Genomic DNA, 14,110 nt, shown 5'->3' with positions numbered 1-14,110 from the left:
GGGGATGCCAGTGCATTAATCATGCACAAAAGGATTGGTCTTACGCTCCTGCCCCAGCGTCGAGATCGGGCCGTGTCCAGGAATAAAGGTGTATCGTCCCCGAGTGGGAACAACTTGGTGCGGATAGACGTAATCAACGCCTGATGGTCGCCCTGCGGGAAATCACTGCGCCCTACACCGCCATTAAAGATCACATCGCCCACCTGCGCCAGACTCGATACCTTGTCGATAAACACCACGTGGCCCGGTGTATGTCCCGGACAGTGCAACACGGACAGCTCAGTGTTGCCCACCGTCACCGAATCACCTTCTTGCAACCAGCGCGTCGGGGTTAACGGCGCACACTCTGTCAGGCCAAACATGCGGCTCTGTGCGGGCAAACCATCAAGCCAGAAAGCATCAGCAGGATGCGGGCCGATAATCGGCACCTGATAGTGATCGGCCAGTTGCTGAGCCGCACCGACGTGATCGAGATGTCCATGCGTCAACAGGATTTGCGATACTTTGATGTCGCACTGCGCGACGGCACGTTTGATTTTTTCCGTTTCGCCACCGGGGTCAACAATCGCCGCGTCGCGGGTTTCCTCACACCATAACAACGTACAGTTTTGGCTGAACGCCGTCACTGGAACAATCTGGTATTTCATAGCGCTCCACTTCACGAAAAAGCACCCTTACGTGACCGTCACCATGACACGGTCAGGCCACGGGGTCTATTAGCGTTAAGGGTCACCAGCTCCGCGTCGGCCCGGCATCAATGTGCACGAAATTACTTTTCGGATAGTAGCCTACGCCACCCGCCTTCAGTTTCAGCGCCGCTTTGCGAATATTGGCCAGTTGCACACCCTCGATGTGAAAATCCATCGCCTGCCCTTTGGTGTGATAGCTCTGTTTGGCCACACCGAGCGAATGGCTGCGCATTTCATTGTTGGTGTCCACCGAGCGGTACCCCGAAATCATCTGCACCGGTTTGTTGGTGCCTAACATAACCTGCAAGCGATAGAGTTGGTCAAACAGCACAGGATCGATGGTTTTGATTTTATTGGCGCGATAATCACGGAAGAAGTGGTTCAGACGGGACAATTCATCTTTGTTGTAACGGCGGCCATCGAAGAATTCAGTTTTAAGGTACTCGCCGGTATTGAGGTTTGCTAGCGTGAGAATACGTGGACGTGGGGTTGATAGCGTGGCAAACGCCTGCCCCGGTAGCATGGCTGCGCCCAACGCGGCCCCGCCCAGCGCCAGCCATCTGCGGCGATGATGATCGATGAATTCCATGAAGTGTGCCCCGGCTTAAAAGGTGAACATAACGACGACAAAAAAACGCGCCGTTTGGCACCATAACCGTGCAGTGCATTGGAGTCAACCAGCTTTACTACAGGGTATGCGGAGGATCGCGTTGATCCCACCGCTGCGATGTAAACCCTGTGACAGCGCTAACGCCCCAGAATATCAGCGGTTACTGAAGCAGTTGCCCTGCCTTGCCCAGAATGCCCGCCCCGCGTTTTACCGTATCATCATAATTGTAAATATCTGTACGAAAATGGGGTTTGCTGTCGTCGGCTACCCAGGCCGTCAAATAGTACAGATTGACCGGAATACGCTGTTTGACCGGCACATAGGTGGTATTTCCCTGCGCCAGCGTTGAGGAAATGCGCGCATCATTCCAACCGGCATCCTGCAACAGTAGCCCGGCCAGTTCGGAAGCTTTATTCACGCGCACGCAGCCCGTGCTGAGCGCGAGAATGTCGCGCTGGAACAGCCCATGATTTGGCGTGTCGTGCAAGTAAATCGCTTCGGAATTGGGCATATTGAATTTATACCGTCCCAACGAGTTATTGGCACCGGGAGCCTGGCGAATGCGATACGGGAAACGATCGGCCGACACCACGGACCAGTCAATCATCGTCGGATCGATAGTCTCTGCTTCGGAATGCCAGCCGGAGAGCAGCGTATAATTATTGCGCTGCAAATAGCTGGGATCCTTGATAACTTTGGGGACGATATCCTGACGAATCAGCGTGGTGGGCACGTTCCATGGCGGGTTAACCACCACGTTATACAATGAACTGCTCATCAACGGCGTTTTGCGTTTCGGTTGTCCGACAATCACACGCGAAGAGAGCCGCTGTGTACCATTTTGATAATAGTTCAGCGAATAATCTGGGATGTTCACCATGATTCCGGTGCTCACATTATCCGGCACCAGACGCAGACGTTAGATATTAAGCGCCAGCAGCGCTGCACGGGTCTGCGGCGAAACGTTCAGCCAATCCCGCGTCCGCTTGCCAATGACGCCGTCAGCGTCTAACCCCTGCCACTGCTGGAAGCGCTTGACCCCCTCGACCAGATCGCCCGTATAGGTATCCGGTGACGGCGCGGCCGCGTCAGTAGCAGCAGGTTGTTCATTGAACAGGGTGATGGTTCCTGACGTGGCAAGCATACCGGTGCGTTGCAGTATTTCACGCAGCACGGCCAGATCATTGCTTTGCTGTTCGGGACGCAAGGTATCCGACATCGTCAACACCGGCCAGGGACGCGTATCCAACAACAGCGTTTTTAACGCCTGATGCATCTTGGCATATTGTGAATGACGCGGCGCAAGCGATGAAACAAACCCAGCGCTGTTACCCGCGACCAGTACCTGCCGCCATTGCTCCACGCGCACAGGCGCAGACGGTTGCAAACGGTAGGGGGCGCTGCTGTAGAGTCAGTCGGTGCCGTTACGCTCCACGCCGTCAACAAATTGCAGATAGCCAAGCATGGCATCCGACAACAGCACGTCGCGCGCCATCCCGTTGATACTGGCATCGGTCAACCAGGTCACCCATTGCGTGAACTGCGGCTGAACTCCTGATAGCGCGACTTCCGCCAACTGTTGCTGAAGCTGCACCACAGCGTGCTCATCCGCCCACAGTCGTTGTGCCGGATGCAGTGCGTAGAGTGCGGTGATTTCTGAAAGATAATGCGGTTTAACGCCTTTCGCCGCCAACGCCGCCGCTCTGGTTTCATGAGACGCAGAGCCTGCGGTGTGCAAAGAAACGCCCGGCGCTGCATGGGGAATTACCGCCGCCTGCCCGCTAGCCGACAACGCACAGAAAGAAAACAGGCTCAAGGCCCACATCGCGCCAACACGGCACAGTGTACTCTGCGCTTTTTGCTCACATAACAACATCCATTCATCCCCTGTATTCACTAAACGCGATATCAGCCACGATATTTTTATCGGCAATGAAAGCCACGAGGTCCAATGGATATGACTCCCTAATTCACGTTATGCAGAAACTTATTGTCATCAAATAGCGCAAAGCGTTGAGATGACCTGCCACTTTAATTATTCGCTCATCATTATCGTTAGTATATAAAGAGACAATGTTTTTTGTGCCACTTACCGCAGGTTTATTTCACTGGTCCGTCATGTTAGCGGGGCCAATCAGGGAAACTAAGAGACAAAAAAGAGGCCGTTTAACACGGCCTCTCAAACTTATGATTACGTCACGTCAACAACTCGTCATCCCCGACTTACCTCTTGTTATCCTCGGCGAAAGCCGTGGATCCCTGAAAGAATAAACGCGTTTCTTCCGCACGAGATTCCCGCCTTCGCGGGAATAACGGAAGTCGGCGGGAGTAACGTTGGTAAACAGGTATCACGGTTTCAAGCAGGACTGGCACCATTTCTGCCCGCCATACCGTAAGCGTGCTGCTACGATGCCTGTACCTGCGGCGCTTCATTCTCACTGCCAAAACCACGCAGTCCGACCACGTGCACATGCTCCTGATTCTGATTCTGATTCTGGAACACTTTACGCACCAGCTTATAGGTGGTGCCTTTTTCCGGACTGATATTTTCCGGTGCAGCAATCACCAACTGCATTTCCAACCGCTCGCATAGTTCGAATAACGTAGCGATGGATTTCGCATCCAGACGCGCCGCTTCATCGAGGAACAGCAAACGACACGGGATAATATCTTTGCCGCGCAAGCGTTTGGATTCATCTTCCCAGCTCCGCACCACCATCACCAGAATCGACATCCCGGTCCCGATCGCTTCACCGGTGGAAAGCGCGCCGCTCTCTGCACGCAACCAGCCATCGGCACCGCGATTAACCTCCACTTCCATCTCAAGGTAGTTGCGGTAATCGAGCAACTCCTCACCGATGGTTTGCGGCGTGCGTTGCCCCATATCCACTTCAGGGTTGAGGCGTTGATAAAGTTTTGCCAGCGCTTCCGAGAAGGTCAACCGGTTGCTGCTGAACAGGTCCTGATGCATCTCTTGCTGTTCCGAGAGCACATTGAGCAGCGTGGTGTGTGTTTCACGCACGTTGACGTTCAAGCGCACGCTTTTCACCTGCCCAAACGCAACCGCCTGCAAGCCCTGGTTCAGCATGCGTATGCGGTTTTGCTCACGCTGGATGGTTTTGCGAATAATATTTGCCACGCTCTTGGAACTGATCGCCAGCGTTTTCTCACGCGCGGTCAGTTCTTCCGTCAGGCGGTTGAGTTCAATTTCCATCTGCTCAATGGCTTCAACCGGATCATCGGTACGAATAATGTCCTGACGAATACGCTCACGCAGATGCTGATAAACCGCGATATAGAACTGCACTTTGCGCTCAGGCCGCTTTGGATCTTCCGATGCGCGCAGCACATCACGCAGATGTTCATTATCCGCAACCGCCAGTCGCAATGCCCCCAGCGCTTTATCCGACATGGAACGCAATTCGTCAGCGTCCATGTAGGCCAGTTTACGACGGTGCAAACGGCGCTCCACGCCATTGTCTTTCACCAGGCACATGACGGCACACCAGCCCGCCTTCGCGGTCACCACCTGTTCGCGCATCTGGTGATAATCACGTTCCACTTTGCGCAATTTTTTCTGCAAGCCATCCATTTCCGCTTCACAGAAGGTAATCTGCTTCTCCAACTGATTACGGCGCGTGCGGTTGGCACTCAAGGCAGAATGCAATTCATCACGGCGAGTACGGGCGCGAGCTTCTGCATCCGCATCCGCGCGCACGCCGATCTCCTGCAACTCCTGAATAAGCTCTTTGTGCATTTCATTTTTGGCGTCATGCGCACTGCGCAACGAAGCCTGCACCTGGCTGTACTGCGTTAACTGCGCCTGCTGCTGACGCAATTGTTCACGCGAACGGGTACGCTCGGTTTCTGCCTGATCCAACCGTTGGCGCAATTTGTCATTCAAATCGGCATTTTCCCCCAGAATGTCCGCTGAGTCGCTATAGCTGAAATGAGGACGCCGTTGCACCACTTCCGTTAAGGCAAACGCCTGCTGTTTCGCCTGACGCTGTGCACTTTGCGCCTGGGTGTACTGTGCTCGCAGCTGTTCATGCTGCTGTGGATCGCTTTGCAGCACCGCCACCAATGGCTCCAGTTTCACCAACGACGCACCGTGCTGCGTAATAAAATGCGCGGACTCTTCTGCGGCATCCAGTTCGTCGCGAATCTCCTCGATCCGGTCGTGCAAGGTATCATCACACAGCAGGCTGACGCGTGGGATCAGGCGGTTCAGCAATGAAACACACTCTTTAGCCTGGTCGTATTGCTGACGTTGCTGCTGGTTTTCTGCGTCAAAATTGTTAATGGCACGGTCCAACTCACTGCGACGTGAGCTCAAGGGACGCAGCGCCGCCTCAGGGTCGTCATCGAACGCAATAGCCAGATGAGAACCGATAAAACGGCTGAAGGTCTGATGCAAACGCTGCGTCTTCTGCACGTCAAACGACAGCGTGGCGTACTGCTCTGCCAGCGCTTCACGTTTGGCGCGCAGACTCTCCAGCCGGTTTTCGAGCGCCGCGCGACCAAACAACGGCACTTCAGGGAAACGCGAATAGCGCCACTGGCGATCGGCGATTTTAATCACCACCGCTTTTTGTAACTCTTCTACTGCAAAGACGCTGTCATCGAACGATTGCGGATCCCCTTCGATCAGATAGAGATCTTCCGGACAGTCCTTCAACCCTTCAAGCTGCTCACGCACCAGCGACAGATCGGCAACAACGATGCCGTGGCGTGATGGCCCGTAGAGCGCGGAGTAGTACGGCGCATCGTCCAGCGTCACGTCATCATAAATTTCGGACAGCAACACACCGCCAAAGCGTTCTGCCAGCGCCGCCATCCGCGGATCTTCCGCACCACCTGGCTGACTTAACCGCTCGATTTGATCGTCGATGTGACGTTTACGCGCCGCTACCTCATCACGCTCTACCGTGATTTCACGCTCACGCTCCAGCAATTGCTGCAAATGCTCGGTCACTTCCTGACCATCAGCAAACGTCGCCCCGCTCTGTTCACTTAATTGCGTCAGGGCTTCCTGTGCAGCCAGCCACACCGGTGCACGCGCGGTTAATGTCTGGATTTGTTGCTGGGTCTGCTCCAGTTCCTGACGCAGCGCCAAACGACGCTCCCCGGCTTCCGCGACCAGCGCAGAGATGGTTTCAATCTTCAGTTCCAGTTCCTGCTGCAAGCTGTCCAAGTCTTCCGGCTCACAGGGCTGGCCATAGCGTTTGCCAAACTCTTGCAGCAGACGTTCCGCTTCTTGCTGCTCGCGCATGCGCTGTTCCAGTTCGGCCAGACGACCGCGCAAAGGATGCACACGTTCTGCCTGATAGCGCTGCGAAGTGCTGTCGCGCAGCACATCACGCGCCGCCTGCCAGGCCTCGCTACGCGAAACGTTACCCACAATTTTGCAGACTAGCTGATAGGCTTGTTCAAATTGGCTATGTGCCGCATCGGAAACGCTCAGGGTTTGTTCCAGTTGCAGCAACAGTTCGGTCGCCTCCTGCTCACGCGCGTGGAAGGTTTCCAGCCATTCATCGGCGTTATCCGCCGTTAAGTCCGGCAATTGGCAGAGCGAGCGAGCCCGCTCCAATGCCTGTTGCGCCTGCTGGTACTGGATCGCCCGGGTCTGCTGCACGTCCAGCGCCTGCTGGTAGTCAGCGAGTTGGCTTTTCAGTTCATCCACTTCCTGCTCGGCAGCCTGGGCGCGCGCGTCGTTTTCTTCGAGCTGCTCGCGCGCTTCTTCTACCACGATGTCCTGCTCATCCAGACGCGAACGCAGTTCTTCCAGATCCGCGTCGTAACGCTCAATCTTCTCCTGCTGACGCAGCGCCGTTTGCACCAGGTTAAGGTGGTCACTGGCAGCCTGGTGATCGGTTTCCAAATCGCTTTCGGCGTCCGTTTGTTCCGCCAATTCGCGCGCCATTTCCACATGGCGGTACTGCTCATGCACCAACTGCTTGCAGCTACCGAACAGGTCATGACGCAGCGCCAGCGCACCATCCAAATGCACCCGCCGCTCATTGGCATGGCGCATATAGTCAGCAGCCACGTAGGAAGTGGCTTCTGAAATCAGGTGTTTGAACAGATCGCGATCCGATTGCGTCACCCGGATGGCTTCCAGTGTCATACGGTTTTCTCGCAGTGCCGCTTCCATGTCCTGGAACGCCTTGCGCACTCCGCTATTTTCCGGCAGAAGGTAATCACGCAGCGATCGGGTGATGGCGCTGGAGATCCCGCCGTACAGAGAGGCTTCGATCAGACGATAGAATTTACTGCGATCGGAAGCGGAACGTAACCGACGAGGCACCACGCCCAAATCAAACATCAACGCATGGTAATCGGTAATGGAGTTGAACTGTTTGAACAGCACGCCCTCCATCTCTTCCACACGATCTTTCAGTTCTTGCAACGTCAATACCCTAACCTGGCGTTCGCCCAATGACTGGGTCAGCACCTGCGTCGGCTGCAACGTGGTGGGCAATCCTTGAATGGCAAAGGGTTTGATATCGACTTTTTTATCGCGCCCTGCAACCTGTTGCAGGCGCACCCCGACCAACACGCGCTGATGGCGGGAATTGACGACGTCCAACGTGGCATAACACACGCCGGCGCGCAGCTTGCCGTGCAGCCATTTATCGCGTGAGCCGCTGGTGGCCCCCGCCTCCGTAGTATTACGGAAATGCAGCAGCGTCAAATCGGGGATCAGCGCGGTGATAAAGGCCGCCATCGTCGTCGATTTTCCCGCGCCGTTACCGCCGGACAGGGTGGTAACCAGTTCGTCCAAATCGAACGTCCGGGCAAAAAAACCGTTCCAGTTGACCAGCGTCAGTGAGCGAAATTTACCGCGTTCAATCATTGTTATTCTTCCTCTCCACTCTCTGCCGCATTGTCTTGCGCACTTTCACCCTCTTCGACCTCATCGTTCAACGACAGGCCGCTGTCTAACGGCAGTGCTTCGCCATCACGGATCATGCGCAACTGTGCTTCACGTGCATCGTCGCCGCTACGCACGTCGGCACCGAAACGAAACGCCGCTTCGGTGATACGGAATTTGCTGCTGTCGTTGCCCATGAAGTAGACCATCCCCAAGCGCCGCAGGCGATTCAACGAGGTTCTGACCTTCTCCTGCAATTTATGCCGGTCAAGATCCGAGCCGGTTGAACGTTGGTTGACCAACTTCAGCAACTTGTTTTCATAGGCCAGACTCAACAGCTCTTCATAAAGTTCCTGCTGAGTGAAAATGCCATCTTGCGCCAGTCGCTCCGGACTGAGGTAGAGATAGCAGAGAATTTTTCCCACCATCATGTCCAACTCCGACAGCACCGAACGCGGGATCAGGGTGGTCGATCGCGGACGCAGATAGAAGAAACCTTCCGGCGCGCGGATCAGTTCCACGTTATAGCGTGCGTAGAACTCCTCCAACACGTCCTGAAAATCCATCAGGTAAGCATGGTTCTCCAGCTCTTCCACGCCGATATGTCGTCCCGCACGCAGTTGGCTATCGAGCGCGGGAAACAGGGTATTGGCTAACGCCGTTGCCAGTTTAGCTGGCATGATTTTATCAATAGTTGTCGATGACATGGGCCTGTACCTTGGCTCCGTAATCATTGATTGACTGCCATAGCGCAGGCAATCCGGTGAAATCAGCTTCGGCCACACCCAGACGCACCGCCTGGTCGACCACGATTCGTGCCACATCAAAATGCTGTGCCCGGGGATAGTTACTTAGGTAATCGCGTACCACGTCCGCCAGGTTGAGCGGGATGCGCTCGGTTTTATATTTTTGCAGCGCCGCTTCTATCAGCGCGGCGATCTGTTCGCGCATTTCGCTGAATTCTTCATACTCCAGCTCAGGCGGCAATTCGCCTGTCACTTCATCACTGCGCAGCGCCAGCTCTTCATCGCGCATGTCCAGCAGACGATCGGCATTGGCAAAGGTCAACGCCCAGGGCTGGTCAAAATAATTTTGCACCGACTGGCGCAGGCGCTGAGCGAATACCCGGTTTTTATCCATATCAATGGCGGTACGGATAAACTTGTGGACGTGCCTGTCATAGCCAATCCACAGATCGATAGTTTGCTGTCCCCAACTGATGATGCGGTCAAGCTTGGCTTGCAAATCGAACACCAGTTTATCGACAAACTCGAGCTCAGGATGCTGCATCGTCGCTTCCTGGATCTGCAACAAGCTGGTTTGCAACTTATCGCCCGCCGCTTCCAACGTGTCCTGCAATTCACGCAGGATGCCGGAGGTTTCTGTCAGCAAATGCTCACAACTGGAGATGGCGGCGCGCCAATCTTGCGTCAGCAGCGCAGCGATATCATCTTTCACCCCCTGCTGCTGCTCGTCCATCACACGCTGAGAAAGATCGATACTGTCAAAAATTTCCACCACCGAATATTTAAGCGGCGCGAATACATTACGGTGCCAGTGGAACTCATCGCCCCCCTCTTCTGCGGCCTCCGCCGCGCGCAACAGTTCTTGCGCTACAATAGAGAGTTGCATAGACAGGCGCAGCGTCGAAAACTCGCGCTGGCGGATGTAATAGTCGGTGATGCCAATACCGAGCGGCGTCAGCCGGTAGATGGCATTGCCATCCGCCATTTCACTGACAAAGCGATTCACCAAACGCTGGCGCACCAAATCGTTGATGGCGTTATTGGCACGCATTGCCACGGTTTCATGGGTTTGTTCAAATCCCTTGCTGACGTGACGAAAGGCATCCACCAGTTCCCCTTCGCTCATTTCGCCATCCATCCGCTCGCCGTTCAGCGTGGCGATCGCCAGCAGAAACGCCAGGCGTTCGGTGGGGAGTGACAGGGAAAAATCATTTTTTCGCGCCCAGGCAACCAGTTCCGGCACTGTCTGGGAAAAATCACTCATAGTGCATCCTTTATAGGGCGTTTACGCGCCATGACATGAATATAGCGTCCCAGGCTAACAAAAGGCTCCTGGCGACAATAGCGCTGTTCCAACGCTAAAAATTCCTCGAAATTATCGATTTGTTGCTGCTTGTTCTGCAAGTAGTCATGAAACACCCGTACACCGGTCTTTCCTTCAATCGTCATCCCCAACGCATCGAGCCAGCCATAAACCTGCTGGGGATCGAGTGGATGATCCGGCGACAGCGAACGTCGCTTGCGCTTTGGCATACCGGCCTGCACATAGGCAAAATTACCCAGCACCACATTGCGCAGCAAAAGTGCATGATGATTATAAAACATCAGCGAAAAAACACCGTCAGGAGCCAGACAATCCGTTAACGTCCGCAATATCGCCTGCGGATCGGCTACCCATTCCAGCACTGCATGGAACAAGATTAAATCCGCTGGATACGCCATATGATCCGCAATATCCTGCGCGGCACAGTGAACGAAACGCATATTATCGGCTACGCCCTGTTCCTGAGCGATGCTGCTGGCGCGGTGAATCATCTCATCTGAAACATCGCACAACAAGACCTGATGTCCTAAAGCCGCCAACCGACAGGCCATGTGCCCTTCACCACCACCCGCATCAAGAATCCGCAAAGGCCGGTCAGGCAATGTTTTCAGCAACGCATCCAGATCCTGCCACAGCACCGCCTGACGCACCTGGCCTTTGGTGGTGCCATAGATATTACGGGCAAATTTTTCGGCGATATCGTTAAAATTGCGATCTTGCATTGCGCTGCGTTCCACGTCATCGTTAGGGCGATCGTGCGGCACGGAGTGCCATCATATACCCGATGTTCGGGTATAACGCTATATTTACTTCAACCTGTTATTCTGGCACAGGCGGCACGAGAATAAACCGCCTGACCGCACGATATTTTGCCGGATGCCGTTTTTTCACCCAAAGGGGACCTGATTTCATGCTGTTTACCCTAAAAAAAGTCGTTGGCGGATTGCTGCAACCGCTCCCATTATTGTTGGTGCTGATGGGCGTTGGTCTGGCGCTGCTGTGGTTCTCACGCTGGCAACGAGGGGGAAAAGCCGTTATTTCCTGCGCCTGGCTGGCGTTATTGCTGCTGAGTGTGCAACCCATCGCCGATAAGCTGCTGCTGCCATTGGAAAGCCACTACACGACCTGGCAGGCAAGCGCAGCACCGATTCCGTATATCGTGGTGCTGGGCGGCGGCTATACCTACAACCAGGCATGGGCACCGAGCGCCAATTTAATCGGTAACAGCCTGTCACGGGTGACCGAAGGCGTGCGTCTTTATCATGCCAATCCCGGGGCAAAACTGATTTTCACTGGCGCAGCCGCACAGGGAAATCCGATGACCAGCGCACAAACCGCTGCGTTGGTCGCGGAGAGTCTGGGGATTCTGCGCGAGGATATCATCACGCTGGATACGCCGCGCGACACGGAAGAAGAAGCCGCGGGCACGGCGGCCCTTATCGGGCAACAGCCTTTTCTGCTAGTGACATCAGCCAGTCATCTGCCGCGAGCCATGGTGTTCTTCCAGGCGCAAGGACTGCATCCTATACCGGCCCCCGCCAATCAGTTGGCCATTACCAGCGCGCTCAATCCGTGGGAAAAAATATTCCCTTCAGCGTTTTATCTGTCTCACAGCGAACGCGCCTGGTATGAAACGCTGGGCATACTGTGGCAACGGTTAAAAGGCAGCGAAGCGCCGCCAGAAGCGGCGTCGCACTGAGAAGTCTATTCTAGCCAGGGAGTCAATTCGCGCGTGGCGCGATCGAACAGCGCGCGATCCAATTGTCCGGTGTGAAGGTAGCGGGAAACAGCTTCCCAAATAACGTAAAGCCAGCGACGATAGACAAAATTTTCCGCCAACGGTGCTTTTTGCAGATAGCGATAAGATAGCGATAGAGTAACGCTTCCGACATACCCGGCTCGCACAGACGAAACATGTCATATTCCTTGGGAGCCCACAACATCATGCCGGGGTTGATCATCGCCAGCAATTGATCGCTGCGCTGGTCTTTGAGCATACTGCGCAGCGATCAATTACCGTGCACCAACACGCAACCGTCATCAAAATCATCAAACAAGGCATCAAGACACTGGCGCGAGCGGTACAACACGCTGCGATCTTCCTGCGTCAGTAACGGTGCACCTACATTTAATAACGTTGACCAAAGCACCTCCAGCCGCTGTTCGTACCAACTGAGCCAATCGTTATCCTGCGTGCTATCCACGCTGCCCACACAGCCGTGACTATCGATGTGGTGCCAGAGCAGCACACTTTCAACCACATGATCCATCAGCGATGTCCAACGCTCGGGGGTGCGCGTTGGCGCTTCGACTGATACACCGCGCAGGCGCTCAATCAACAGCAGTTCTTTGTAGGGGGCTTCCTGGGTGATCACCACACCGTACACCGTCGGCAAGCGTACATCCCCCTCGCGCGATAGCATGGAAAGCTTGTACGCTTCTTGCTGTGCAATGCCCTGACAAACATAGCTTTTCGCCAACAGCGGCATGGCATTGCCGTTATTGTCATACAGGGCGTATAAGTGTGCGTAGGGTTGCTCACTGATGCGTTCGAGCCGGCTTAATTTTTCCCCCAACACCGTGCTTAATTCAGCCTTCAAATGTTCCATACGTTGCTAAACTTAGCTCCTGCTTCAGGATTCCGCGTGTCATCATGCGGTGGACCGCCGTCAATTTCTTAAATATAGATCAAATAAAGTGCCATCGGCAGGCGGTATACCGGTTTTGGCGCAAGGCGAGAAGTGATGTCACAAGCAAGTGGAGGGATTATATAAAAACGTCACGTTCCCCCTCGTCATCCTCGCCGAAAGCCGGGGATCTCTGCGAGAATAAAGGCGTTTCTTCGCAAGAGATTCCCGCCTTCGCGGGAATGACGGTGGGAGCATAGTAGCAAGCGTTACAGCATCGCCGCACGCACGCGCTGTAAATCTTCTGGCGTATCTACGCCGACGCTGGGCACAGCCTGCGCTACCGCGACATGGATTTTCTCGCCGTACCACAGCACACGCAACTGTTCGAGCAGTTCGATCTGCTCAAGGCTACTGGGTTGCCAGGTCACATAACGACGGATAAACCCTGCGCGATAAGCGTAGATGCCAATATGGCGTAAGAAGTGGTCGCCAATCGTCTCCTTGTTTTGAGCAAAACGCTCTCGATCCCAAGGAATGGTGGCGCTGGAAAAATAGAGCGCATAGCCCTGCGCATCCATCACCACTTTTACCGCATTGGGGTTAAACGCCTCTTCTGCGGTGGTGATAGGTACGGCTAACGTCGCCATCCCTGCCTGACACACGGCCAGATTATCCGCTACCTGACGAATAATCACCTGAGGAATCAAGGGTTCATCCCCTTGGACGTTAACGATGATTTCATCATCCGGGAATTGGTAACGTTCGATAACCTCTGCCAAACGTTCCGTACCAGAATAGTGATCGGGGCTAGTAAGACACACTTCCCCGCCAACCAGTTCCACCGCACGTTGAACGTCAGGATGATCCGTCGCGACAATAACACGGCTGGCACCGGATTCCAGGGCGCGTTCCATCACATGCACCACCATCGGCTTACCGTTGATATCGGCCAGCGGCTTTCCCGGTAAGCGCGTCGAGGCATAGCGCGCCGGTATGATCGCAGTAAAACTCATTGTGTTATCTCATCGGCTGGAATTTTACGCGCTTCTTTTTCCAGCAGGACCGGAATACCATCACGCACCGGATAGGCCAAAGCATCCGCTTTACAAATCAGTTCCAGCTTCTCTTTGTTGTAGTACAAGCGTCCGTTGCATACCGGACAGGCAACGATCTCGAGTAAACGGTGATCCATGCATCCTCCATTAAAGGTGCTTACAAACAAAATAGGTAGCCACGT

At 54.6% G+C, this 14,110-nt stretch carries 8 protein-coding genes and 3 pseudogenes; 1 reads left to right on the top strand and 10 read right to left on the bottom strand.

The window, feature by feature from the left end; all coding sequences use genetic code 11:
- Positions 1–15 precede the first annotated feature (15 nt).
- The 7 genes and pseudogenes from JZM30_RS10450 to cmoM form a co-directional block, all read right to left on the bottom strand.
- Positions 16–647 (bottom strand): annotated as a pseudogene (locus JZM30_RS10450) (MBL fold metallo-hydrolase).
- A gap of 82 nt (positions 648–729) precedes the next feature.
- The gene (gene mepK / locus JZM30_RS10445; protein ID WP_252318570.1) at positions 730–1,278 is read right to left on the bottom strand and encodes a peptidoglycan L,D-endopeptidase MepK; all 549 of its coding nucleotides are present in this window, start codon (positions 1,276–1,278) and stop codon (positions 730–732) included.
- A 181-nt stretch (positions 1,279–1,459) separates the two neighbouring features.
- Positions 1,460–3,175 (bottom strand): annotated as a pseudogene (gene ldtD, locus JZM30_RS10440) (L,D-transpeptidase).
- A gap of 528 nt (positions 3,176–3,703) precedes the next feature.
- On the bottom strand, positions 3,704–8,155 hold the full coding sequence (gene mukB, locus JZM30_RS10435; RefSeq protein WP_252318568.1) for a chromosome partition protein MukB: 4,452 nt from the start codon (positions 8,153–8,155) through the stop codon (positions 3,704–3,706).
- Between the two features lie 2 nt (positions 8,156–8,157).
- Positions 8,158–8,880 (bottom strand): chromosome partition protein MukE, encoded by a 723-nt coding sequence (gene mukE, locus JZM30_RS10430; protein WP_252318566.1) that lies wholly within the window; start codon positions 8,878–8,880, stop codon positions 8,158–8,160.
- The gene (gene mukF / locus JZM30_RS10425; RefSeq protein WP_252318565.1) at positions 8,861–10,183 is read right to left on the bottom strand and encodes a chromosome partition protein MukF; all 1,323 of its coding nucleotides are present in this window, start codon (positions 10,181–10,183) and stop codon (positions 8,861–8,863) included. Before mukF ends, mukE begins: the two co-directional genes overlap by 20 nt.
- Positions 10,180–10,965, bottom strand: coding sequence for a tRNA uridine 5-oxyacetic acid(34) methyltransferase CmoM (cmoM, locus tag JZM30_RS10420; RefSeq protein ID WP_252318825.1), 786 nt, complete (start codon positions 10,963–10,965; stop codon positions 10,180–10,182). The genes mukF and cmoM overlap by 4 nt, the downstream gene beginning before the upstream one ends.
- A 188-nt stretch (positions 10,966–11,153) precedes the next feature.
- Here cmoM and elyC point away from each other — a divergent pair, with 188 nt between their 5' ends.
- Entirely contained in the window at positions 11,154–11,942 is a 789-nt protein-coding gene (gene elyC, locus JZM30_RS10415) for an envelope biogenesis factor ElyC (RefSeq protein ID WP_252318563.1), read from the top strand.
- Positions 11,943–11,947: 5 nt separating this feature from the next.
- On the opposite strand, the pseudogene JZM30_RS10410 reads toward elyC, so the two are convergent.
- The 3 genes and pseudogenes from JZM30_RS10410 to JZM30_RS10400 all read right to left on the bottom strand — a co-directional run bounded on the left by JZM30_RS10410 (position 11,948) and on the right by JZM30_RS10400 (position 14,065).
- A pseudogene (locus JZM30_RS10410) lies at positions 11,948–12,852 on the bottom strand (YcbJ family phosphotransferase).
- 287 nt (positions 12,853–13,139) lie between these two features.
- Entirely contained in the window at positions 13,140–13,886 is a 747-nt protein-coding gene (kdsB, locus tag JZM30_RS10405) for a 3-deoxy-manno-octulosonate cytidylyltransferase (protein WP_252318561.1), read from the bottom strand.
- Complete coding sequence (locus JZM30_RS10400; RefSeq protein WP_252318560.1) at positions 13,883–14,065, bottom strand: Trm112 family protein; 183 nt, start codon at positions 14,063–14,065, stop codon at positions 13,883–13,885. Before JZM30_RS10400 ends, kdsB begins: the two co-directional genes overlap by 4 nt.
- Between the last annotated feature and the right edge of the window lie 45 nt (positions 14,066–14,110).

Origin of the sequence: Candidatus Symbiopectobacterium endolongispinus (assembly GCF_018777385.1) — a bacterium.
GTDB lineage: Bacteria > Pseudomonadota > Gammaproteobacteria > Enterobacterales > Enterobacteriaceae > Symbiopectobacterium > Symbiopectobacterium endolongispinus.
Note: the sequence above shows the minus strand (reverse complement) of the source record. Positions and strands in the feature narration are given on the sequence as shown.

Excerpts from the sequence above, each read along its gene's own strand:
- JZM30_RS10400 (WP_252318560.1), bottom strand. The coding sequence starts at position 14,065 with ATGGATCACCGTTTACTCGAGATCGTTGCCTGTCCGGTATGCAACGGA.
- cmoM (WP_252318825.1), bottom strand. The coding sequence starts at position 10,965 with ATGCAAGATCGCAATTTTAACGATATCGCCGAAAAATTTGCCCGTAAT.
- mukB (WP_252318568.1), bottom strand. The coding sequence starts at position 8,155 with ATGATTGAACGCGGTAAATTTCGCTCACTGACGCTGGTCAACTGGAAC.
- mukF (WP_252318565.1), bottom strand. The coding sequence starts at position 10,183 with ATGAGTGATTTTTCCCAGACAGTGCCGGAACTGGTTGCCTGGGCGCGA.
- elyC (WP_252318563.1), top strand. The coding sequence starts at position 11,154 with ATGCTGTTTACCCTAAAAAAAGTCGTTGGCGGATTGCTGCAACCGCTC.
- mepK (WP_252318570.1), bottom strand. The coding sequence starts at position 1,278 with ATGGAATTCATCGATCATCATCGCCGCAGATGGCTGGCGCTGGGCGGG.
- kdsB (WP_252318561.1), bottom strand. The coding sequence starts at position 13,886 with ATGAGTTTTACTGCGATCATACCGGCGCGCTATGCCTCGACGCGCTTA.
- mukE (WP_252318566.1), bottom strand. The coding sequence starts at position 8,880 with ATGTCATCGACAACTATTGATAAAATCATGCCAGCTAAACTGGCAACG.